The 20,367-nt window shown below is 68.8% G+C and carries 30 protein-coding genes; 25 read left to right on the forward strand and 5 right to left on the reverse strand.

Annotated elements, in window-relative coordinates; all coding sequences use genetic code 11:
- The first annotated feature begins 248 nt into the window (after positions 1-248).
- From ABNF97_RS09340 to ABNF97_RS09455, 24 genes are all read left to right on the forward strand, one after another.
- Positions 249-749: a hypothetical protein gene (locus ABNF97_RS09340; protein WP_349338266.1), complete on the forward strand. Its 501-nt coding sequence runs from the start codon at positions 249-251 to the stop codon at positions 747-749.
- Entirely contained in the window at positions 746-2,677 is a 1,932-nt protein-coding gene (locus tag ABNF97_RS09345; protein ID WP_349338267.1) for a cell envelope integrity TolA family protein, read from the forward strand. The genes ABNF97_RS09340 and ABNF97_RS09345 overlap by 4 nt, the downstream gene beginning before the upstream one ends.
- Positions 2,678-3,411: 734 nt before the next feature.
- Complete coding sequence (locus ABNF97_RS09350) at positions 3,412-3,576, forward strand: hypothetical protein (protein ID WP_349338268.1); 165 nt, start codon at positions 3,412-3,414, stop codon at positions 3,574-3,576.
- Positions 3,577-4,056: 480 nt separating this feature from the next.
- Entirely contained in the window at positions 4,057-4,464 is a 408-nt protein-coding gene (locus tag ABNF97_RS09355) for a terminase small subunit (RefSeq protein WP_349338269.1), read from the forward strand.
- A gap of 103 nt (positions 4,465-4,567) precedes the next feature.
- The gene (locus tag ABNF97_RS09360) at positions 4,568-6,028 is read left to right on the forward strand and encodes a terminase large subunit domain-containing protein (RefSeq protein WP_349338270.1); all 1,461 of its coding nucleotides are present in this window, start codon (positions 4,568-4,570) and stop codon (positions 6,026-6,028) included.
- A gap of 80 nt (positions 6,029-6,108) precedes the next feature.
- Entirely contained in the window at positions 6,109-9,219 is a 3,111-nt protein-coding gene (locus tag ABNF97_RS09365) for a phage portal protein (protein ID WP_349338271.1), read from the forward strand.
- 23 nt (positions 9,220-9,242) lie between these two features.
- Positions 9,243-9,611 (forward strand): hypothetical protein, encoded by a 369-nt coding sequence (locus tag ABNF97_RS09370; protein ID WP_349338272.1) that lies wholly within the window; start codon positions 9,243-9,245, stop codon positions 9,609-9,611.
- Position 9,612: 1 nt separating this feature from the next.
- Positions 9,613-9,972 carry a hypothetical protein gene (locus ABNF97_RS09375; RefSeq protein ID WP_349338273.1) on the forward strand — a complete coding sequence of 120 codons (360 nt, stop codon included), beginning with the start codon at positions 9,613-9,615 and terminating at the stop codon, positions 9,970-9,972.
- A complete protein-coding gene (locus ABNF97_RS09380) occupies positions 9,969-10,337 on the forward strand; it encodes a hypothetical protein (protein WP_349338274.1) in 369 nt (122 codons plus the stop codon). Before ABNF97_RS09375 ends, ABNF97_RS09380 begins: the two co-directional genes overlap by 4 nt.
- 9 nt (positions 10,338-10,346) lie before the next feature.
- Positions 10,347-10,763 (forward strand): hypothetical protein, encoded by a 417-nt coding sequence (locus ABNF97_RS09385; RefSeq protein ID WP_349338275.1) that lies wholly within the window; start codon positions 10,347-10,349, stop codon positions 10,761-10,763.
- Positions 10,763-11,107, forward strand: a complete 345-nt coding sequence (locus ABNF97_RS09390) for a hypothetical protein (protein ID WP_349338276.1) — start codon at positions 10,763-10,765, stop codon at positions 11,105-11,107. The genes ABNF97_RS09385 and ABNF97_RS09390 overlap by 1 nt, the downstream gene beginning before the upstream one ends.
- A 6-nt stretch (positions 11,108-11,113) precedes the next feature.
- The gene (locus tag ABNF97_RS09395; RefSeq protein ID WP_349338277.1) at positions 11,114-11,413 is read left to right on the forward strand and encodes a hypothetical protein; all 300 of its coding nucleotides are present in this window, start codon (positions 11,114-11,116) and stop codon (positions 11,411-11,413) included.
- 5 nt (positions 11,414-11,418) lie between these two features.
- Positions 11,419-11,562: a hypothetical protein gene (locus tag ABNF97_RS09400; protein WP_349338278.1), complete on the forward strand. Its 144-nt coding sequence runs from the start codon at positions 11,419-11,421 to the stop codon at positions 11,560-11,562.
- Between the two features lie 9 nt (positions 11,563-11,571).
- Positions 11,572-12,015 (forward strand): hypothetical protein, encoded by a 444-nt coding sequence (locus ABNF97_RS09405; RefSeq protein ID WP_349338279.1) that lies wholly within the window; start codon positions 11,572-11,574, stop codon positions 12,013-12,015.
- Complete coding sequence (locus ABNF97_RS09410) at positions 12,015-13,559, forward strand: hypothetical protein (RefSeq protein WP_349338280.1); 1,545 nt, start codon at positions 12,015-12,017, stop codon at positions 13,557-13,559. Before ABNF97_RS09405 ends, ABNF97_RS09410 begins: the two co-directional genes overlap by 1 nt.
- Complete coding sequence (locus ABNF97_RS09415; RefSeq protein WP_349338281.1) at positions 13,559-14,338, forward strand: hypothetical protein; 780 nt, start codon at positions 13,559-13,561, stop codon at positions 14,336-14,338. The genes ABNF97_RS09410 and ABNF97_RS09415 overlap by 1 nt, the downstream gene beginning before the upstream one ends.
- On the forward strand, positions 14,335-15,411 hold the full coding sequence (locus ABNF97_RS09420) for a DUF5047 domain-containing protein (protein ID WP_349338282.1): 1,077 nt from the start codon (positions 14,335-14,337) through the stop codon (positions 15,409-15,411). Before ABNF97_RS09415 ends, ABNF97_RS09420 begins: the two co-directional genes overlap by 4 nt.
- Complete coding sequence (locus tag ABNF97_RS09425) at positions 15,408-16,124, forward strand: hypothetical protein (protein WP_349338283.1); 717 nt, start codon at positions 15,408-15,410, stop codon at positions 16,122-16,124. Before ABNF97_RS09420 ends, ABNF97_RS09425 begins: the two co-directional genes overlap by 4 nt.
- A gap of 3 nt (positions 16,125-16,127) precedes the next feature.
- Positions 16,128-16,622: a hypothetical protein gene (locus ABNF97_RS09430; RefSeq protein ID WP_349338284.1), complete on the forward strand. Its 495-nt coding sequence runs from the start codon at positions 16,128-16,130 to the stop codon at positions 16,620-16,622.
- Positions 16,623-16,632: 10 nt separating this feature from the next.
- The gene (locus ABNF97_RS09435; protein ID WP_349338285.1) at positions 16,633-17,535 is read left to right on the forward strand and encodes a hypothetical protein; all 903 of its coding nucleotides are present in this window, start codon (positions 16,633-16,635) and stop codon (positions 17,533-17,535) included.
- On the forward strand, positions 17,532-17,795 hold the full coding sequence (locus ABNF97_RS09440) for a hypothetical protein (protein WP_349338286.1): 264 nt from the start codon (positions 17,532-17,534) through the stop codon (positions 17,793-17,795). Before ABNF97_RS09435 ends, ABNF97_RS09440 begins: the two co-directional genes overlap by 4 nt.
- Before the next feature lie 56 nt (positions 17,796-17,851).
- The gene (locus tag ABNF97_RS09445; protein ID WP_349338287.1) at positions 17,852-18,043 is read left to right on the forward strand and encodes a hypothetical protein; all 192 of its coding nucleotides are present in this window, start codon (positions 17,852-17,854) and stop codon (positions 18,041-18,043) included.
- A gap of 15 nt (positions 18,044-18,058) precedes the next feature.
- A complete protein-coding gene (locus tag ABNF97_RS09450) occupies positions 18,059-18,394 on the forward strand; it encodes a hypothetical protein (protein WP_349338288.1) in 336 nt (111 codons plus the stop codon).
- 14 nt (positions 18,395-18,408) lie between these two features.
- Positions 18,409-18,588: a hypothetical protein gene (locus ABNF97_RS09455; RefSeq protein WP_349338289.1), complete on the forward strand. Its 180-nt coding sequence runs from the start codon at positions 18,409-18,411 to the stop codon at positions 18,586-18,588.
- A 2-nt stretch (positions 18,589-18,590) separates the two neighbouring features.
- Here the strand turns inward: ABNF97_RS09455 and ABNF97_RS09460 are convergent, their stop codons facing one another.
- From ABNF97_RS09460 to ABNF97_RS09480, 5 genes are all read right to left on the reverse strand, one after another.
- Positions 18,591-18,725 carry a hypothetical protein gene (locus ABNF97_RS09460; RefSeq protein WP_349338290.1) on the reverse strand — a complete coding sequence of 45 codons (135 nt, stop codon included), beginning with the start codon at positions 18,723-18,725 and terminating at the stop codon, positions 18,591-18,593.
- A 193-nt stretch (positions 18,726-18,918) separates the two neighbouring features.
- The gene (locus tag ABNF97_RS09465) at positions 18,919-19,134 is read right to left on the reverse strand and encodes a hypothetical protein (protein ID WP_349338291.1); all 216 of its coding nucleotides are present in this window, start codon (positions 19,132-19,134) and stop codon (positions 18,919-18,921) included.
- Positions 19,127-19,396: a hypothetical protein gene (locus ABNF97_RS09470; RefSeq protein WP_349338292.1), complete on the reverse strand. Its 270-nt coding sequence runs from the start codon at positions 19,394-19,396 to the stop codon at positions 19,127-19,129. The genes ABNF97_RS09465 and ABNF97_RS09470 overlap by 8 nt, the downstream gene beginning before the upstream one ends.
- A gap of 5 nt (positions 19,397-19,401) precedes the next feature.
- Entirely contained in the window at positions 19,402-19,686 is a 285-nt protein-coding gene (locus ABNF97_RS09475) for a hypothetical protein (RefSeq protein ID WP_349338293.1), read from the reverse strand.
- Complete coding sequence (locus ABNF97_RS09480; protein ID WP_349338294.1) at positions 19,677-19,874, reverse strand: hypothetical protein; 198 nt, start codon at positions 19,872-19,874, stop codon at positions 19,677-19,679. Before ABNF97_RS09480 ends, ABNF97_RS09475 begins: the two co-directional genes overlap by 10 nt.
- A gap of 258 nt (positions 19,875-20,132) precedes the next feature.
- Between ABNF97_RS09480 and ABNF97_RS09485 the strand changes: the two genes are divergently transcribed.
- Positions 20,133-20,342, forward strand: coding sequence for a winged helix-turn-helix domain-containing protein (locus ABNF97_RS09485; RefSeq protein WP_349338295.1), 210 nt, complete (start codon positions 20,133-20,135; stop codon positions 20,340-20,342).
- Positions 20,343-20,367 lie beyond the last annotated feature (25 nt).

Consider the following 20,367-nt stretch of genomic DNA (forward strand, 5'->3'; position numbering starts at 1 on the left):
ACAGATCGATTGCTGTCCGGACGGGCGATCCGGAAATGCCCGACCAGCGGCAAGCAGTACCAGCTCCGGCCCGTCGAGCGCCGCAAAGAAGCCAAGCGGTCGACCTGAACACCAGCCCCGAGACCGGGACCGGCCGGGACACGTCGCCGTCAAGTGGCGACCGGGGCGCGCTGGGGAGCACTTCAAGTCCCTACGAACAGAACGGGGGTCACCATGACCCGCAACACCCCTCACCGGAGTGGCGCCCGGTGACCACCCTGACAGCCGGCGTGACGCTGAACGCGACCGCCTCCATCCGAGACGGTCAGACCACATACACCCGCGAGCAGGTCGCCTACCTCGTCGCCCTCGCGTACGAGTCCGGCCGGGCGCACGCCGTCACCGAGGACATGGCCGAAGTCGCCGCCTGCTGGGCCGAGTTCGCCGAGCCCCGGTTGAGCCGTGAGCAGCGGGTCACGGCCCGGCTCGCCGAGATGGCCGCCGGAGTCGAACGGGAAGCCCGCCGGCCGCGCGACCGGACGCACGCCGCGATCTACGAAGTGATGGAGTGGCCCGACGTGGCCGTGCCCGGTGAGGTCGACGTGACCGCGCTCCAGTCGGTGTGGTCGTGCCCATGCCCGCGTAACCGGCACGGTGGTCACATCACGCCGAAGAACCCGGACCACTGGTCGGTGATGCCGAAGGTGACCGTTGTCAACCGTCGCCGGCATCTTGCCCTGGTCGGCCAGGCGGAACGCGGTGCGGCGTGACGCAGAAGCCGATCACCGACCACCACGCCGAAACCGGCGACGGTCCGGACTGGCCGGACAACTACACCCGCGAACCTCCCACCCGGCGCCACCAGGTCGACGACCGAGCCGACAACCGGCGCATCCCGGCGGAGCAGGAGCCCGACGACATGACCACCGAGCCGGCCGGTGAACGGCCTCCACTCGCCCTGATTCAGGGAGAAGGGCAGCGAGAGAGCGCCAAGGCGCGGCAGGCACGCGAGGTTCACGAACGGTTCCTCGCCAAGCAGGCGGAGAAGGAGGAGAAGGCACGTCAGGCCGAGGCGCGGCGAGCCGAGATCGTGGCCCGTCGGGAACGGCTCGCCGAGACGAACAAGCCACGGATCGAACTCGACACCGACCCGGAGTCGATCCGTAACCTCGCCAAGGCCATTGACACCGGCGCTCTGCCCGACACCTACGTCCGGGCCGGCGGAGTTGTCGTGGTGGAGACCCCGACTGGTGCCATGACCACCGACGACGAACCGGCCCAGATCATCACCATCGTCGAACCGGTCAAGCTCGCCCGTCTGCTCGCCGACCACACGTACACGTACGAGCTGGTCAACGAGAAGCTGCCCGACGGGTCGACCGAGCCGATCGAGGTGGAGGCGACGCCGAAGCAGTTCGTCGCTGCGTCAGCCCTGTCCTCTACCCGGTGGGACAACCTGCCCGTGCTCGACGGCATCGTCACCGCGCCCCTGTTCCGACCCGACGGCACCCTCGTACAGACGCCCGGCTACGACAAGGCGACCAGGGTCATCTACGCGCCGATCCTGCCGATCGAAGACATCCCCGAGATGCCGACCGCCGAAGACATCGAGGCCGCGAAGACGTTCCTGCTCGGCAAACTGCTCGCCGACTTCCCGTGGGTCGGGCCGAGCCGCGCCAACTACATCGGCATGTTGGTGGCCCCGCTGATGCGGCACTACCTCGGCGGGGTGCTGGTACCGGCCGGGGCAGTCGACGCGACCTCGCCCGGCACCGGCAAGTCGCTGCTCACCCTGATCATGACCAAGATTTACTCAGGTCACATGCGCCCGTGGGTCGGCGACGATGGCGAAATCCGGAAGGCGATCACGTCGATCCTCGTCGACAAGGGCGGCGCCGTCGTGGTGCTCGACAACGTCGGCAAGGGTGAGACGGTCGATCAGCCGACGTTGGCCGCGATGCTGACAATGGCCGTCTGGTCAGACCGGATCCTCAACTTCTCCACCAGCGTCCGCGTACCCAACGACCGGGTATGGATGATCACCGGCAACTCGCTGACCATCGGCGGCGACAACGCCTCCCGGGCGGTGCTGATCCGCCTGGACGCGCAGATGCCGAACCCGGAGATGCGTCCCTCGTCGAAGTTCGCCCTCGGCGACCTGGAGGAGTGGCTGACCGACCCGACGAACCGGGCCACCGTCCTTCGGCACCTGCTGATCCTGGTCCGGGGCTGGATCCTCGCCGGAGCGAAGCGGATCGAGACCCCGATGCGGACCTTCACCCCATGGGCGTCGGCTACCGCCGGGTTCCTCGACTGGCTCGGCGAGACCGGGTTCATGACCAACCGGGACAGCCTTCACGAGGTCGACGAGGAGGAAGCCCAGTACGGAGCCTTCTACGCATGCTGGTACGCCCTGCTCCAGGACCGGAAGATGACGGCGCTGGAGTTGCGGGAGACGACCGTAACCGGTGGCGAGTACGGCTCGAATCCGGACTACCAGGATTGGAAGGGCACCTTCCTGGTGCGGAAGAAGGACGGTGCGATCCCGTCGGCGGTCGGCCTCGGGAAGATGCTCGCCGCCGAGCGGGGACGGTACCGGGGTGGTTACAGGCTCAACGGACACTACGACTCCGACACCAAGCTGTGGTCGTACTCGGTGACCCCGAAGGACACCCCCATCCCGGACGGCGCCCAGTGACCCGGTTACGGGGGATAGAAAATCCCATCCCCCGTGCACTGACCTGCATCCCCGGTACCTCTACGGGGGATAGGTTTGATCTTGCCTTCTATCCCCGGAACAGATCAACTCGCAAACTCGCAGGTCAACACCCACAAGACATAGACGTTACGGGTGATCCGGGGGATAGAACCGCGATTTCAACCACGCGAGACGCGCGCAAGAAAAAACACCCCCTCTCCTGTGTCCACTCCGACCCGGTTCCGTCCGGTTTGGGGAGGGGGTTTTCGGCGCCACGATGCCAGCAGGAGTCGGATCCGGCGTTCTATCACCCGTATCCCCCGGAGCTTCGATGAATCAGCCCCCGCTACCTGCGACAACGCGTATCGATCTTCGCCGGGGATGGACTCGGCCTACCCCCGCCTATCCCCGGACGGTGTCATGACGCCCCCAGAAGTGGACCCCCACATCTCCGACGACTGGCCCGACCGGCTCCGCCGCGCCGTCGGCGACACCATCGCCGCCCGGCAAGCCCGACGCGACCAACGCGCCCAACTCGACCAGCGCCGCGACCACGGCCTCCGGGCACGGCACGCACAACGCCTCGCCCGCGCCCAGGGACTCACTACAGAGACTCAGGTCGAGACTGTCTCACCCGACACACCAACGGTCGACGACCACCAGGCCGCCGCACTCACACGCCTACGCCGAGCCGGACAACACGGATGGCGACCCACCCACACCGAGGAGAACCAATGACCACCACCACCCGCGCCGAACACGGCCCCGAACTCGCCACCACCAACACCCCCGGGTACCACATCCGCCGCGACACCACAGTCGACCGGATGACCCCCGCCACCCAAGCCGACGACGTACTCGCAGACGCCCACCGCCAACACACCGAAGACCAGCCGTGAGCACAGCATGGAAACGCGGCAGCACCCGACGATGGCGACGCATCCGTGCCGCCGTACTCATCCGCAACCAGCAAGACAACGGCGGACGCTGCCAACTCGCCCTACCCGGAACCTGGACCACCCGCGACGGACAGCAACGCCACTGCCTCGGACAAGCCGACTGCGTCCACCACCCCCACGGCAAAGCCCGAGGCGACGACCCCACACGACTCATGGCCGCCTGCACACCATGCAACCTCAAGATCGGCTCACCGCTGAACCAGCCCGACCCACCACCACACCCAAGGACACAATGGTGACCATGAACCAGCAGACGCCCTACATGAAGACACCCTACATATCCGCAGGTCAGAGACTTGCAGGCGCGGGCGCGTTTTCCCTGGTCAGAGGGGGTAAGGACATCCACGCCCTTCTGTCCTCTCTCTCCCCGGCAGCGCCCGGCCACACTCAGTGATGTAGTGAGCGGATAGGAGACTCGCCGTGACGACTCAGGGGCCGATGGCACGGGCGCTTGCCGCCGCGCTGCGGAAGGCGAAGCCGGAGGAGCAGGACGGCGGGGCGGTGGCGTTGGCGAAGCGGTACGCCGCCCTGATTGACGATGCGGTGCCGTTGGCGAAGTACGAGGCGCCGTTGAAGGCGTTGCGGCTGGCGGTTACCGAGTCGAGTGATCCGAAGGCGCCGGATCACCTGGCGAAGATCGAGCAGGCGTTGGCGGCGCACTCGGTAGCGAGCGACCTTGGTCCGAAGCTGCTCGCCGCGCTGACGGCGCTGGGGATGACCGCTGCTGGCCGGACGGTGAAGGGAGGTGCCCCGAATGGGAACCCTGTCGCTGCCCAACTCGACGAGTTCACCCGGCGACGCAATCGACGTCGAGAAGGTGCTGGGTAGCACCACGCCGCGACTGTGGACGCCGCCGCTGGTGACGGGTTCGCCTGGCCCGTGCGGGTGTGGGTGTGCCCTGACGCCGGACACGTCGATCGGGTTCGATCAGGTGGATTTCGCGCGGGATGTGCTGGCGCACCCGTACGACCCGTGGCAGCGGTGGACGGTGATCCACGCTGGCGAGTTGCTGCCCGATGGTCGTGAGCGGTTCAAGTACCGGCTGGTACTCGTGGCCAGGCAGAACGGCAAGTCTGAGATCGTGGTGGTGCTGGTCCCGTATTGGATGTTCGTCGAGCGGGTGGCGCAGATCCTCGCTACGTCGACGAAGCTGCCGATGGCGAAGAAGCTGTGGTTGAAGTCGCGGAAGCTGATAGAGGCGGCCGGGCTCGACGAGCTGCTGGGTCGGCGCTGGTATCGGGAGGCGAACGGCGAGATTGAGATCTTCGCGCCGGCCCGGACGGCGGCCGGCGAGCCGTGGGGGTCGAGCTACGCGATCGACGCCAGCAACGAGGAGGGCGGCCGTTCGCTGTCGGTGAACCGGCTCGCTCTCGACGAGCTGCGCCACCACTACGACTATTCGGCGTGGGGCGCGTCGGTGCGGACGATGGGTTCGATCGAGGACGCGCAGGCGTGGTTGCTGTCGAACGCCGGGTCTGACCGCAGTGTGGTGCTCAACGACTTGCGTGACGCGATCGTGGAGGAGATGCCCGACGGCACCGAGGTGGTGCCCCATGACCCGGACACGGACATCTTCCTGGCCGAATGGTCGACACCACGCGACGCCGACCCACTCGACGTGCACGCGTTGGGGCAGGCGAACCCGAACATGAACCGGCGCGGCCAGAAGGCCAAGGATCTGCTCGCCGATGCCCGTCGTGCGGTGAAGACGGGCGGGGAGGCGTTGACCGAGTTCAAGACCGAGGTGATGTGTATCCGGGTGAAGGTGCTGAACCCGGCGATCGACCCCGGCCAGTGGATCAGGTGTCTCGACCCTGGCACTCTCGATGACGCCCGGTCCCGTATCGCGCTGTGTTTCGACCTGGCCCCGGACGGGTTGCATGCGACGCTGGCCGCCGCCGCGATGCTGCCGGACGATCGGGTGCGGATTGAGGTTGTGGAGGCGTGGTCCGGGCCGACGTGTGTCGACGATCTGCGCCGGGAGTTGCCGCACGTCATCGCCCGGGTTCGGCCGCAGGTTCTCGGCTGGCTGCCGAACGGGCCGTCTGCGGCGTTGGCGGCGGACATGGCGGAGCGGAACGAGGGCGGCCGGCGCTGGCCGCCGCCGGGCGTGAAGGTGGAGGCGATCAAGGCCGAGGTGCCGGCGGTGTGTATGGGCTTCGAGGAGCAGGTCCGGTCTGCGAAGATCGCGCAGAGTGACGATCCGCTGCTCAACGCTCAGGTTGCGGGTGCGGAGCTGTTGAAGCGGGGCGGGGTGTGGGTGTTCTCCCGGTCTGGTGAGTCGCATGTTGACGCCTTGTACGCGTCGGCTGGCGCCGTCCATCTGGCGCGGACGTTGCCGCCGCCGGTTGGTGGCTTGCGGATTGTGGTCGCCCCTGACGACGAAGACTGACCGAAAGTCTCGGTGAGAAAAGTTCGTCTGGACGGACCATCTGTTTGGCGGAAGGTTGCTGTACTGCAATGATCTAAGGCATGGGCTTCTGGCGTGCGGTTGGGCAGTTCTTCGGCCTCGCCGCGTTCGCCGCCGACGAGTCGGAGCCGCGCCCGATTGACCGGCTGATCCTGGAAATGGCCGGCAAGGGGCTCGCCCCCACGGTGGGCCGCGCTGAGGCGCTGTCGGTGCCTGCGGTGCAGAAGGGCCGGAACCTGATCTGCTCGGTGGCGACGCTGCCGCTGCTCCAGTACGGACCCGACCGGAAGGTGGCCCGCTCCCCGCTGCTGGACCAGCTCGACCCGGACGTGCCGAACGTCGTCACCCTGACGCAGACCATCGAAGACCTGCTCTTCGACGGGATCGCGTGGTGGCGGATCCTGGAAACCGGGTGGAACGACTTCCCGACGAAGATCCGGCACCTCGACGTCGGCAGCGTCTCCGTCGACCCGCCGAAGGACCGGTCTCCGGCGCCGCTGCCGTCCGGCTACGACCCGCGCGGCGGGGTGGTGTGGGTCGACGGGAAGCCGGTCCCCGGGTCGGAGATCATCCGGTTCGACTCGCCGAACCCGCCGGTGCTGAAGGTCGGCGGCCGGGCGATCCGTAAGGCAATCCTGCTCGACCAGGCCGCCGCGATGTATGCCGACGACCCGCGCCCGTTGGACTTTTTCACCCCGACCGACGGTGCCGACCCGGCCGACGACATCAAGGTTGAGGGGTTCCTGTCGGCGTGGAAGGCGGCGCGGAAGAAGCGCAGCACCGCGTACGTGCCGTGGGCGCTGAAGTACAACACGGTTGACACCCCGTCGCCGGCCGAGTTGCAGCTTGTCGAGTTGCAGAAGCAGGCCGCGTTGGAGATCGCGAACGCGCTCGGTGTCGACCCGGAGGAGTTGGGGATCTCGACCACCACGCGGACGTACGCGAACGCGGTGGACAGGCGGCGGGACCGGGTCAACGAGGTCTACAGCCCGTTCATGCGGGCGATCACCGACCGGTTGTCGATGGGGGACGTGACGAGGCCCGGCTACCGGGTGGCGTTCGACCTCGACGACTACATGCGTGCCGACCCGGCTACCCGCGTCGCCTACTACAAGGGGCTGCACGAGTTGGATGCGATGGACTCGGAGGAGATCCGCGTGAAGGAGAACCTGCCGGACCGTCCCGCCTCTCGCCGGCCGGCCGCCCCGGTGAAGCCGACGCCCCCCGCTGGCGCCCGGCAGTCAGCCGCAGACGCGGCCGTGGTGTTCGCTGACGACCAGGGGCCGGCGATGACGTTCGCGGGCGGGGACTTCGCCGGCGGGACCGAGCCGGCCCGGGTCGACGTCGAGCGGCGCACGATCACCGGCCTCGCCGTGCCGTACAACAAGATCGCCCGGAAGTACGGGATGGCGTTCCGGTTTCTGCCCGGATCCCTCCAGTACTCCGACGTGTCCCGGATCAAGCATCTGCGGGACCACCACCTGCCGGTCGGTATTACGCAGTCGGTGGAAGAGACGCGGAAGGGTCCCGTCGTCAAGCTGCGAGTGCTCGACGGCCCGGAGGGCAGCCCGGCCAAGTTGGAGCGGGACCAGCTGCTCTACGACGCGGCTCACGGCCTGTACGACGGCCTGTCCATCGGCGTCGACTTCAGCGTCGACCCCGAGGTCGGGGACGTCGAGTGGCACGAGAAGGACAAGGTCTACGACGTGAAGCGGGCGAGTTGGCGTGAGACGTCGTCTACGCCGATGCCCGCGTTCGACGACGCTCGCGTGACCAAAGTGGCCGCGAGCCGAACCATGAAGGAGTCCGGCATGCCGGAGGAGACCGAGGCGCAGCCTCAGACCACGCCGCCGGACGCCGGTGGCAACCTCAACCTCAACCAGGACCAGATCACCGCGCTGCTGTCCCGGCCGGGCGCGATTCAGGCGCTGGTGGCCGCGCAGCAGCCGCAGCGGCCCGAGCAGGCGGAGAAGCCGGCCGGGGCGCTGACCCTGTCCGCCGAGCAGGTCGACGGGCTGATCAAGGCCGGCCAGCTCGGCACCCTGCTCGGCGTGCCGCAGCTGACCCCGGCATCCCGCCCCGAGCAGGACCAGGAGCGGCGGGCGACCGTTGACCCGACCCGCCGGACGGCAACCCTGTCCGTGTCCGAGCCGGCGCCGTACCGGTTCGACCGGGAGGGGAACCTGACCCGGGGCGCGTTCGACTTCTCCACCGACCTGGTCGCCGGCTCGAAGGGTGACCGCACGGCCCTGGAGCGGGCGCAGGTGTTCGTACGGAAGCAGTTCGAGCAGATCATGGGCCAGTTCGACACCGACAAGGCGGACGTCGCCGCGCTGAACCCGAACCGGAACCGTCCGGACATGTACGTCGACCAGCTCAGCTACCGGTACCCGGTCTGGGAGGCGATCAACAAGGGCACCATCGCCGACAGCACCCCGTTCGTGCTGCCGAAGTTCAACAGCGCCAGCGGCCTGGTGTCGAACCACACCGAGGGCACCGAGCCGACCGCCGGCACGTACACCGCCACCTCGCAGACCATCACCCCGACCGCCGTGTCCGGCAAGGTGGAGGTGACCCGGGAGGCGTGGAACCAGGGCGGCAACCCGCAACTGTCCGGGATCATCTGGCGGCAGATGCTCAAGGCGTGGTTCGAGTCGCTGGAGGCCGCCGCCGTGGCGGTGCTCGACGCCGCGACCCCGACCGCCATCGCCCTGACTGCCGGTGGTGGTACGACCGGGCAGACCCTCGCATCCGAGCTGACCGCCGCGTTCGCCCGGCTCCAGTTCGTCCGGGGCGGCTTCTCGATGACGGACCTGTTCACGCAGGTCGACCTGTACCTGGCGCTGGTCGGGGCGAAGGACAACGACGGCCGGCCGCTGTTCCCGGTGCTGGGCCCGTCGAACACCAGCGGCCAGTCGCGGGGCCGGTATTCGGCGATCGACGTCGCCGGGGTGGCCGCGCTGCCGTCGTGGGCGCTGGCCGCGACCGGCTCGGTGGTCGCGTCGAGCTACCTGCTCGACCGGGAGTCGGTGCACGGCTGGGCGTCCGCGCCGGAGCAGCTCCAGTTCGAGTACCGCGTCGCCTACGTCGACGTGGCGCTGTGGGGCTACAAGGCGACCGCGATCACGGACGTCAACGGTGTCCGCGAGATCACTTACGACCCGGTGGCCTGAGCTACCAGAACAGGAGCGGCGACATGCCACCCACGACCAACCAGCCCACCGCCGGCCAGAACCCGCCCGAGCAGCCGCCGGCCGTCGAGGCGGAGACCACCGAACTGGAGCGGCTGCGGGAGGAGAACGCGCGGCTGCGGGAGCAGCTCGCCGCCGCCGGCCAGGCAGTCACGCCGGCCGTCCCGAACGAACCGAAGTTCCAGTTCAGCGAGGGCCAGCGTGCCGAGCTGGAGCAGACCGGTCGCACCGTCAGCCCGTTCACCGGCAAGCGGTACGTCGGCACCGGTGTCGACGACGCCCGGGAGGCGACCGCGAAGGAGTTCAACGAGGCGAAGCCGCCGGAGCGGCAGAAGGCCAAGTCGCGTCCGGCCGGTCGGGGACGGAAGTCCTGACATGGCGGAGTGGCCACCGACGTTGACCGACCTCAAGCGGGACATGGGGTCGGCGTTCGAGGACGACGGCGGGCAGGACGATGCGCGTCTGACGCAGGTTCTCGACGCGTCGGTGGCCTTCGTCGAGCGGGTCCGGCCCGACGTCAACTTCACCGGCGACCTCGGTTCGGACCTGGAAGACCCGAGCCCGGACCTGGTCCTCGGCACGTTGCGGCTGGCTGGCCGGTGGCACACCCGCCGCCGGTCCCCGGACGCGCTGATCCAGATGGCCGAGTTGGGCGCCTCGCGGGTCCCGGCTTTCGACCCGGACATCGAGCGGTTGTTGCAGATCGGCCGGCATCAGAAGTGGGTGTGCGGATGAGCGCCATCAGCGACGCGGCGGCCGAGCTGTACGACGCCCTGAAGACGGTCGACGGGTTGCGGGTGTACCGGAACATTGCCGGCCCGGGGGCGGCCGTCCAGCCACCGGCGGCGGTGCTTTCCGCCCCGTCTTTCACATGGGAGACCGGGTGTGTCGGTCCGCCGACCGATGCCCGGTGGCTGGTGTACCTGGTTGCCGCCGCCGACGAGAAGGCCGTCGAGTGGTTGTGGGAGCACCTGCCGGCGGTCGCCGAGGCGCTCGACAGGGTGCCGTCCGCCGCCGTGCAACGTGCCGACCCGGGCGCCTACCAGGCGTCGCCTTCCGAACTGCCCTGCTACGAGATCCAAGTCGACGTCGGCCTGTAGGAGACAGCGATGCCACCGCACAACCGGAGGCTCAAGCAGATCGAGTTCGCCATGGACTCGGTCAGCTTCGAGTGCCAGGTACAGAACTGGACGATGCAGAACAACACCGAGGACGGGGAGAAGCAGTTCACCCAGTGCCCGGATGGGGAGTTTCGGGAGGAGACGGACCCGGACTACGCGCTGGAGCTGACGTTCTTCTCCGACTGGCGGGAGAACGGGATCTCCGACTGGCTCACCCAGAATGATGGGGAGCTGGTCGCGTTCACTCTCGACCACCACCCGGACATCGCGGCCGAGCACGTCCAGTGGACCGGCGAGCTGTACGTGAAGGCGCCGTCGGTCGGCGGGGAGGCTCGGGCCACGGAGCAGACTGAGGTCACCCTTCAGGTCGTCGGCAAGCCCACCTACACCCGGGTTGGTGCGTGATGGCGCGCGCGTCGCAGACCACCCAGCAGATCACCCGGACCGGTCTGGAGCCGGTGCTGACGGAGCCGACCGTTGACGGGGACATCGTTGACTGCGGCAACGTGGCGCTGATGGTTGTCAACGGCTCCGCCGGCAGCATCAACGTGACGGTGACGGCGACCGCCTCACAGGACGGCCTCGACCTGGAAGACCTGGTCGTCGCCGTGCCGGCCGGCGACACGATGCTGATCGGCCCACTGCCGAAGCGGACGTTTGGCCAGGCCAGCGACTCGGCGGACGCCGGCCGGGCGTACGTCGACTACTCCGCGCAGACCGACGTCGACCGCGCCGTCATCAGCTTCTAGGAGGCCATGATGTTCACGTTCGAGGTCACTCCCGACAACGGCGACCCGTACCAGGTCACCGCCGGTTCCCGGGACGTTCTGCACTGGGAGCGGACGACCAAGGGCAAGTCGGTTGGCGCCCTGTCCGAGGCCGAGAACTTTCACATGGCCGACATGTTCAAGCTGGCGTGGATCGCGTCCCGGCGGCTGTCCCTGTTCGCCGGGGATCTGAAGGAGTTCGAGGCCGCCCACGAAGTCGACCTGGTCGATGACGAGGAGGAAGAGGGCCTGGACCCTACCCCGCCGGCAGCCTCCACTACGACCTGATCGCGTTGGCCATCCGGACCGGCATCCCGCCGTCCGTGTGGGCCGACGAGGGGCAGCAGGCGATCGACACCGCGTTCCTGCTGCTCGACCAGGCAGACCGACGGACCCGGACCCGGGAGGACCCGCAGGGCCGGCAGATGAGCGGATAGGAGGGGATCGTGGCCAAGTCGTCGCTGGTGGTGACCCTCCGGCTCGACGGAGCCCAGGCCGTCCTGCGGTCGTTCCGGGATCTGCCGAAGGACGCGAACGACGAACTGCGGGCCGCCTCGCTCGCCCTGGCCGAGACCCTGGCGCCGAAGGTCGCCGCCGCCGGCCGGGCCGAGGGCCGGCAGGCCGCGTTGCTGGCGAAGACGGTCCGGGCGCAGCGGGACCGGGTGCCGGTCATCGTCGCCGGTGGTACCCGCCGGCTGGGCAGCAACCGCAAGCCCGCGTTCAAGCTGCTGTTCGGCAGCGAGTTCGGCTCCAACTTTTACCGCCAGTTCCGGCCACACCTCGGCAGCGGGAGTTACTGGATCTTCCGCACGGTCGACAACAATCAGCAGCTCATTTCCGACGAGTGGAACAAGGCCGCCGACCGGATCGTCCGGAAGTGGGCTGACTGATGGCCGCCGGGCAGAAGACGGTCAAGGTCCGGTTCGTCGGGGACAGCAAGGGGCTGTCCGCCGCCTCCAGGGTGGCGCGTCGGACGCTTCAGGCGTGGGGCCGGCAGGTCGACAAGGTGCGGCGTAAGGCCGAGTCGTGGGCCGACTCCGACAGTTCGGCGAAGAAGTGGGCCGGGAAGGTCGCGTTGGCGCTCGGCTCCGTCGTCGGGGTGGCCCGCAAGGTCGGCGGCGGGATCATGGGCGCGGTTGGTAGTGCGGTGTCGGCGGCTGGCCCGGTTGTCAAGGGCGCGCTGGTCGCTGTGCTGGCCGTCGCAGCGGCGGCGGCGGCACCGGTCATCGCCGCCGCCATCACCTCCGGTGTTCTGCTCGGCCTCGGTGGCGGTGTCATCGCGGGTGGTATCGCCCTGGTCGCCGGATCGCCGAAGGTGAAGACGGCCGCCGAGTCGTTGAAGAACCGCTTCCTCGACATCGACACGACCGACCTGGAGGAGCAGTACAAGACTGCTCAGGAGCGGATGTCCAGCGCCACCGGGAAGGAGGCGAAGAAGCGGGCGGCGGCCGAGCTGCGGGAGGCGAAGAAGGCACTCGACGAGGCTGGGGCCTACAACAAGAAGAACTTCAGTCTGCGGGATGCGGCGAAGCCGTTCATCGAACCGGTGACCAGGGCGTTGGAGACGTTCCAGAAGTCGGCTGAGCGGGTGATGCCGGTCTTCGCCGGCATGTTCGAGAAGATGGCGCCGCACATCGACAAGCTTGCTCCGGCGCTGGCCAGCATGGCGGAGAAGGCGCTGCCGGGAATCGCGGCGGCTGTCGAGCGGTCCGGTCCGCTGTTCGACAAGCTGGCCGAGGTGTTGCCGCAGCTCGGGGTGTACATCTCCCAGTTCTTCGAGAACATCTCCGCGAACGCCCCACAGTCGGCGCAGTTCCTCGGCGACATGATCAACATTCTTGGTGTCGGCCTAGCCACCATCGGCATGTGGATCGGCTGGCTCACCAAGTTCTACGGCTGGGCCCGCACCGTGTGGATCGGGTTCGGCAACCTGGTCAAGCAGGCCATCCGCGTCATCCTCGACGCCCTCGACATGCTGATCACCGGCGCGGCAAAGGCGTTCGGCTGGATGCCCGGACTCGGGCCGAAGTTGAAGAAGGCCGCCGCCGAGTTCGAGGTGTTCAAGCACAAGGTCAACACGGCGTTGGACGGCATCAAGGACAAGACCGTCGGCGTCGACATCGCCGTCCGCGTCACCGGCCACAAGGGCAGTACCTCGGCCGTCGCCGCCGCGCTGCGGAAGCAGGGTTACGCCACCGGCGGATGGGCGCGCGGCATCTACCTCGCCGGCGAGAACGGCCCTGAGCTGATCGCGGCCGGCAGCGGCGGCAACAGACCTGACCGGGTCTACTCCGCACGGCAGACGCAGAACATGATGGGTGCGCAGGAGGTCCGGGTCTACATCGGCTCGGAGGAACTCGACACCCGGGCCGGCCGGGTCGCGAACGGTGTCGTCAGGCGTCAGGCGTGGCGCGCGAAGGTGGGGCGACGCTGATGGCCGTCGCGATCACCGCCACCGAACAGGCATCCTGGCCACCCCGCGTCCTCGTCTCCGTCACCGGCCTCACTCTTGGCGACCAGATCACCCTGTACCGGTCCATCGACGGGGATCGGACCGAGATCCGGGCCGGGCACGCCCTGGCCGTCACCGACAGCTCGTTCCTGAGGGTGGATGCCGAGCTGCCGTTCGGCACGGCGGTCACCTACCTGGCGGTCGTCAACGGCACCGACGAGTACGCCACCACCGCAACCACGTACGCCCTGCCCGGCGGGAAGGTCGTCGTCTCCGACGCGGTCACCGGCCTGGCCGCCGAGGTGCTGATCCTCGCCTACGGTGATCCGGCCCGCGACGCGGGGGCGAGCGTCTTCCGGGTCGGCGGCCGCAACGTCGTCGTCTCTCTCGGCTTCGCCGGCTTCTCAACCACGCTGGATCTCGTCACCGAGTCGCCGGAGCAGCGTGACGCCTTGACCGCACTGCTCCAGGCGGCGACCGAGGGCACGATCCAGATCCGGCAGCCGGGCGGGTACGAGCAGATCGACGCCTACGTGAACGTGACCGGCTACGCGATGCGGTGGCTGCGTCCCAGCGTCAGCCAGTCGCCCCGCCGGGGTTGGACCCTCGACGTCGTTGAGGTCGAGCCGTGGGCGCCGCTGCTGGAAGCGCAGGGATACACCCTTCAGGACATCGCCGATCACTACGACGGGCTCACCCTCAACGACCTGGCCGACGACTACGCGACCCTGCTCGACATCGCGCAGGGGGACTTCTCATGATTCCGCTGTCCGATGCCGCCGTGTCGGTGCTGACCCGGTCGTACCGGATCCACCTCGCGGTCGAGTCGTGGCTTGGCGACGACCTGCTCGCCGACGCGGTGCCGGTCGACACCGCCGGCGAGGAGACCGACCGGAGCCTGAGTGTGCCGGAGCGGCTCAGCCTGACCGTGCCCCGGTTGTATCGGGGCGAGTCGTGGTCACCGACCAGCATCACCCACCCGCTCGCCGCGCAGGGCCAGCGGCTACGTGTGCAGCTCGGGATCGAGTTGGCCGGCGGCAGCGTGGAGTGGTTCCAACGCGGCTGGTTCCTGGTCCAGGAGACCACCACCGACGGCGACAGCGTGACCGTGGAGGCAGTCGGCCTCCTGGCCCTCATCGAAGAAGCGCGACTCGTCAGCCCTTTCCAGCCCAGCGGCACGCTGGCGGAAACGCTGCGGGCCCTGGTCGAGCCGGCCCTGACCGTCGAGATCGACGACGACCTGACCGACCGGTCGGTGCCGTCGAACATCAACTGGGACGATGACCGGCTCGGCGCCGTCCTCGAATTGCTGGACGCCTGGCCAGCCGACGGGTACGTCCACCCGGACGGCTACTACGCCATCGGCCCCGCCACCCCGTCCACCAGCCCGGTTCTGGAGCTGACCGACGGGGCGGGCGGGACGGTGATCGAGGCGTCCGGGTCCAGTACCCGGGAAGGCGCCGCGTCGGTGGTGGTGGCCCGGGGTACCGCCGCCGACGGGGGGCAGGTGCAGGGCCTCGCCTACGACTACACCAGCGCGCACCGGATCACCGGCGCGTTCAACCCGCTGCCGGTCCCGTTCTACTACGAGTCGCCGTTGCTTACGAACGTCGATCAGTGTGTGGCGGCGGCAGAGACGATCCTCGCCCGCCGGGCCAGGGAGACCGCGTTGGAGTTCACCGTCACGATGGTGCCGCATCCGGCGTTGCAGGTCGGTGACGTGGTGGCGCTGACCGCCGCCGGATACACCGACCTGGCATGCACCGTCGAGGCCCTGTCGCTGCCGTACACCGCCGACGGCGAGCAGACGCTGACCGTCAGGAGCCTGCCGTGACCGGCCTCCTCGCCACCGCGACCGCCGCCGCCTCCGGCGCGACCGTCGCCGCCCTCGTCAACGGCACACCCACCGTGGTCCGGGTCGCCCGGGACCTCACCGTCGCTTCCGACGACGTCATCATCGTGCAGAAGATTCGGGGCCAGTGGTTCGCGCTCGGCCGGGCGTACAGTGCGGCGCCGGCCGCGACGAACCCGACCGCACCACCCGACCCCAAGCCGTCGATCACCACCGGCAAGCTGGTTGTTTCCCCGGTCGAGACCCGCTCCTACCGGGCCACGTACGGGTGGCGGACCGACAACACCGACGTCTACCAGGGCCAGTACGGCGGCTGGGGCAACCACATCGGTGCCGTCTTCTACGGCTCGAAGCTGCGCACCCTGACCGGCGCGACGGTGACCGACGCCCGGGTGCAGGTGCGCCGGCTCACCGCCGGCACCTACGCGGCGCAGACGACGACGTTGCGGCTGATGGAGGAGGCGACCCGCCCGTCCGGCTCCCCAACCCTCGGCGCCAGCACCAGCGGCCCGTCCCTGGCCGTCGGCGCCACCGGCACTTTCACCGTCCCCGACTCGTGGGCACAGGCGATGGTCGACGGCGACGCGGGCGGGCTCGCGATCTACGACGGCGACGGCAGCCCGTACGTCCGCCTCGCCGGCCGGGGCTCCTGGTCCCCGGCCTGGACCCTCACCGTCTCATGGAGAAGAGGCTGACCAATGCCCGACACCAGTCTCGGCATCACGTACCCGGCCAGCAGTGGCCACGCCCGGATCTGGGAGCACTTCCAGACCCTCGCCGACCAGGTCGACGCGCTGCTCCTCGCCAGCCGGACCTGGACGTCGTACACCCCGGTATGGACCGCCGCGTCGTCGAACCCGGCCATCGGCAACGGGTCGATCACCGGCCGGTACCTCCAGTGGGGTGATCTCGTGTTCGCGTCCGGGCTGATCAGCATGGGCAGCAGCACCACCTACGGCTCCGGCGAATGGCGGCTGACCCTGCCGGTTGCCGCCGCGTCCCTGGCGTACGGCGGCGGCGGCGGAATCGTCGACGCGTCGAACTCGACCAACGACAGGGCCGTCGGAATCAACCTGTACTCGGCCACCCAAATCCGCTTCTTCACCGCGACCGGTCCGGCGTCGGCGGCGGTGCCGTTCGCCTGGCAGAACACCGACACCGTCAACTGGACCGCCGTCTACGAGGCCGCGTGAGGAGGCCCCGATGGGCAGACAGGACCGTCTCACCTGGATCAGCCGGGGCTCGCCGTTCACCCTGATGCGGCCGGCGAAGGCGCTGCGGGACAAGCTTCGGGCGCACGGGTACACCGTCTACGACATCGGCAACCGGCAGCATCTGGAACACGAACCGCCGGAGGATCACACCCCGTACTCCGAAACCGGCTGGCCCGGCAAGGCGCGGTACGGGGTCGGGTACGCGATCGACATCATGCCGCCCAAGGCCGGCGCCAGGTCGAAGCTGACCGGCCGCCCGCTGCCGTCATTGCAGCAGCTCGGCGCCCGGATGGTTGCCGACCGGAAGGCGAACCTGCCCGGGATCCGCTGGCTGAAGTACCAGAACTGGGAGCCGGAGCGGAACAACGGCGGGCCCTGCTACCAGGACTCATGGAAGCCGAACTACCGGCGTCGGGCCAGCGGCGACCGGGGGCACATTCACATGTCCGGGGTGACCGGATACGAGACCAGCAGCATCGGCGACGGCTACGACCCGGTAGCCCGGATCCAAGGGAGAGAAGACGACATGAGCGAGCAGGACGTAACCAACGCGTTGAACACCACCCCGACCGGATGGCAGTCCGCCGGGGTCGGGCAACTCGCCACCGACATGGGCATGGGGCCGAAGTCGACGCGGGTTCTGATCGAGATGGGCTGGGAGCAGTCCGTCCTGGCGCGGGCCGAGGTGACGGCGCTGCGCGGGGTGGTGGAGACCCTGGCCGAGACGATCCGGGACGGCGGCGGCAGTGTCGACACGGTGGCGATCCTCGCCGGGGTCGACGAGCGGCTGGAGCGGCTGGCCGCCGAAACCCGGGACGCGGTCGCGGACCTGGGTGAGGGTGGCGCCGCGCAGGTTCGGGCTGACGCTCCGGAAAGCCAGGCCCGTGGGTGACCCTCGAAGCGCGGGTACCGCTACTGCGGGACCTCACCTCCCTGGCGCTCGGCGCGGTGGGGTTCGCGTACAGCGTGTGGACCGGGGCGGACTGGCCGCCGCTGCTCGTGTCGGCCGCGCTGCTGGCCGGTCCGGGCGTGGTGCAGTTGTGGCTGGCGGGGCGTACCCCGGGCGGTGGGCTGTCGTCGGTGCCGGCGCTGCCGGAGCCGTCGCTGCCGTCGCCGTCGCCGTCGTCCGCGCCGTCGGCGGCTGAGCCGTGAGCCCGCACCGCCGACCGGTACCGCTTTGGTATGCGCTCCTCGCCGTCATGGTGTCGATGCTCGCCACAACGGGGGCGGGGATCGCCTACACCGCGCACGTCCAACGCGAGTCGGACCGGCAGTGGTGCGAGCTGTTCGCCATCTTGACCCCGGACGCTCCGCCGACAACGGAGCGGGGGCAGGAGGTTGCCGAGGCGTTGGAGCGGCGCCGGCAGACGCTCGGCTGCAATCAGTTCGACTCCCCATGACCTGAGGAGGTCACCATGAACCTACAGACGACCGGAACGGGGATCGACTTCCTGGTTGAGGAAGCGCCACAGGGATCGAACGGCCCGACCAACCGGGCATGGGCCCGGAGCTTGCGGGACATGGCCGACAAGCCGACCGCAGTCGTGATCACCAGCCACAACGGTGATCACGTCTCCCTGGTCCTCTGTATCAACCGGGCGCTGGCTGACTTCGGCTACCGGGCGGACAGCATCCTCCGGGGCCTGCTCTCCGGTAGGGGCGGCGGCAACGCCTACGACGCTCAGTTCGCTTCGGTCCCAGTCTCGGCCTTGCCCGATATCCCTGCGTCGCTGCGTGCGGCTCTGTCGTGAGAGAAGGAAGCCCGATGAAGGTATCGAAGTACGCGAAGACGATCGTTGCCGCGATCGTGGCCGGCGGAACCGCGCTGACCGTGGCGATGGGCGACGACACGCTCACCACCACCGAGGGCATCACCGTGGCGCTCGCGCTCCTCGGCGCCTTCGGCGTGTACGCAGTTCCGAACGCCCGGGACACCGACGCCTGACGTCACTCCGGCGGGTTCAGGACGCCGCAGCAGCAGAAGATGCCGACCACGGCGAAGAAGATCAGAACGGCGCTCAGGGTGACCGGCGATGTGAACTGGAGGGGGCCGAGGCGGAAGTTCCACCGAACTTTGCTCACAGCCGGACACCGTACCGACGGCATGCAAGAGACCACCGGCTGTCGCACGCGGGACGGCGGATGTTCGCCCGTGAGACACTTTCAACGGTGCGTCGTTGTAGCGGTGGTGCCAGTCTGTTCCCCAGCAGATGCGAGAGCGGCCAGCCCCGGACCCCCGGGCTGGCCGCTCTTCTGTGTTCCCGACGTCACACGATCAGCCGAGCGGCGACCCGTCACCGGGGCCGAGTCGGAGCGGCGGCGGCAACGGCGGCAGGCCATTCGGCCAGCAGGTGGGGCACGCGCACAGCTTCGCCACCGTCTCCGCGCCGTCGCCGACGATCACCGACCCAGGGCAGTCGTGCGGCGTGCCCGACGACAACGCCGGCCGGGTGCCGAGCCGGCACGGCATGCAGATCGTCGTCTCAGCCATCAGCCATCCGTCCCCGTAGCGTCTGCGCCACCTCACGCAGCTCCTCGGCAGTCACCTTGTCCGGGTGAGCGGCGCGGGCCAGGATCTCCGTCGCCTGCCCCGGCACCGGGTCACCCGCCTGGGCGAAGTAGTCGACAGCCCACGTCAGCATCCGGCACCGGCCGTCCGGGTCGCACTGCCAGCAGCGGCGCCCATCCCGGTGCATGTGCAGGAACCGGCGGGCCGTCAGATCCTCCAACGTCGCCGACCAGCCATCGAACATCGACGTCACTGTCCCTCCAGCGCGTCGAGTAGGGCACCGACCCGGGCCACCACGTCCACACACGGGCCGTGGTCGGGCCGGCTGGCGCAGCGGGTGGTGTGACCCCACACCCGCACCCAGCCGACACCATCCCGGTACTCGACCGGTTCATGGACCGTCGACACCACCAGGTGCACGCACCGGTCGAAGCCGACGGCGGTTTTCATCAACCAGTCCGCCGGATACAGGTCGACGGTCAAACCGGGCCGGACCTGCCGCAGTTGGGTGCTCTCCGAGGCTGTCACCACCATCCGCCGATCCGCCGCCAACGCTCGTGCGGCTTCTCCTGGACGAAGTCCTTCACGTCGCCGGACTGGAGGAACCGCATCGCGGCCCGGTAGCCGGGCAGGGTGTACCGGTCGTCGTCTCGACGGTTGATGAGTTCGCGTGCGGCCCGGCGGACACGTCGCCAGGCCAGCAGCCGTTGCCAGATGTTCAAACCGTCCTCCCGATGGCTTGGCCGGGTCGATGCGTCGGGGGGACGAAGCGCATCGGCCCGGCCTGGTGGGTGCCAGCGGGGTGGCCATCAGGGACGACCGTCCCGCTGGCACTGTCCTCAGTGCGACCCGAGAACAGCCTCACACTACATCTACTAAGTAGACTGGGTCTATGTAACGACGCTGATCAACTTGGTCGACGTAGTTGATGGGAGCAAGCCATGGGTGATCTACTCGCAGTGCGACCCGAGGAGTTCACCATGCCCGCACCCAAGTACGAGCGGGTGGCCGAAGCCATCCGCGAACAGATCCGCTCCGGTGACCTGAAGCCCGGAGACAAGCTGCCATCCCTCACCGAGCTGGAGAAACTGCACGGCGTTTCGTACGGCTCGATCCGTGGCGCCATGCTCGTCCTGAAAGCCGAAGGGCTGATCGAAGGCCGGCCCGGCGACGGCGTCTACGTCAAGTAGGTGCTGGATCGAGGTCGCACCCGTA

It is taken from the genome of Plantactinospora sp. B6F1 (assembly GCF_040120695.1).
Classification (GTDB): domain Bacteria; phylum Actinomycetota; class Actinomycetes; order Mycobacteriales; family Micromonosporaceae; genus Plantactinospora.

Coding starts and splice junctions, on each gene's coding strand:
- ABNF97_RS09350 (WP_349338268.1), top strand. CDS start 3,412: ATGACCACCACCACCCGCGCCGAACACGGCCCCGAACTCGCCACCACC.
- ABNF97_RS09365 (WP_349338271.1), top strand. CDS start 6,109: ATGGGCTTCTGGCGTGCGGTTGGGCAGTTCTTCGGCCTCGCCGCGTTC.
- ABNF97_RS09370 (WP_349338272.1), top strand. CDS start 9,243: ATGCCACCCACGACCAACCAGCCCACCGCCGGCCAGAACCCGCCCGAG.
- ABNF97_RS09375 (WP_349338273.1), top strand. CDS start 9,613: ATGGCGGAGTGGCCACCGACGTTGACCGACCTCAAGCGGGACATGGGG.
- ABNF97_RS09380 (WP_349338274.1), top strand. CDS start 9,969: ATGAGCGCCATCAGCGACGCGGCGGCCGAGCTGTACGACGCCCTGAAG.
- ABNF97_RS09385 (WP_349338275.1), top strand. CDS start 10,347: ATGCCACCGCACAACCGGAGGCTCAAGCAGATCGAGTTCGCCATGGAC.
- ABNF97_RS09390 (WP_349338276.1), top strand. CDS start 10,763: ATGGCGCGCGCGTCGCAGACCACCCAGCAGATCACCCGGACCGGTCTG.
- ABNF97_RS09395 (WP_349338277.1), top strand. CDS start 11,114: ATGATGTTCACGTTCGAGGTCACTCCCGACAACGGCGACCCGTACCAG.
- ABNF97_RS09410 (WP_349338280.1), top strand. CDS start 12,015: ATGGCCGCCGGGCAGAAGACGGTCAAGGTCCGGTTCGTCGGGGACAGC.
- ABNF97_RS09415 (WP_349338281.1), top strand. CDS start 13,559: ATGGCCGTCGCGATCACCGCCACCGAACAGGCATCCTGGCCACCCCGC.
- ABNF97_RS09420 (WP_349338282.1), top strand. CDS start 14,335: ATGATTCCGCTGTCCGATGCCGCCGTGTCGGTGCTGACCCGGTCGTAC.
- ABNF97_RS09430 (WP_349338284.1), top strand. CDS start 16,128: ATGCCCGACACCAGTCTCGGCATCACGTACCCGGCCAGCAGTGGCCAC.
- ABNF97_RS09435 (WP_349338285.1), top strand. CDS start 16,633: ATGGGCAGACAGGACCGTCTCACCTGGATCAGCCGGGGCTCGCCGTTC.
- ABNF97_RS09445 (WP_349338287.1), top strand. CDS start 17,852: ATGCTCGCCACAACGGGGGCGGGGATCGCCTACACCGCGCACGTCCAA.
- ABNF97_RS09450 (WP_349338288.1), top strand. CDS start 18,059: ATGAACCTACAGACGACCGGAACGGGGATCGACTTCCTGGTTGAGGAA.
- ABNF97_RS09455 (WP_349338289.1), top strand. CDS start 18,409: ATGAAGGTATCGAAGTACGCGAAGACGATCGTTGCCGCGATCGTGGCC.
- ABNF97_RS09465 (WP_349338291.1), bottom strand. CDS start 19,134: ATGGCTGAGACGACGATCTGCATGCCGTGCCGGCTCGGCACCCGGCCG.
- ABNF97_RS09470 (WP_349338292.1), bottom strand. CDS start 19,396: ATGTTCGATGGCTGGTCGGCGACGTTGGAGGATCTGACGGCCCGCCGG.
- ABNF97_RS09475 (WP_349338293.1), bottom strand. CDS start 19,686: ATGGTGGTGACAGCCTCGGAGAGCACCCAACTGCGGCAGGTCCGGCCC.
- ABNF97_RS09485 (WP_349338295.1), top strand. CDS start 20,133: ATGCCCGCACCCAAGTACGAGCGGGTGGCCGAAGCCATCCGCGAACAG.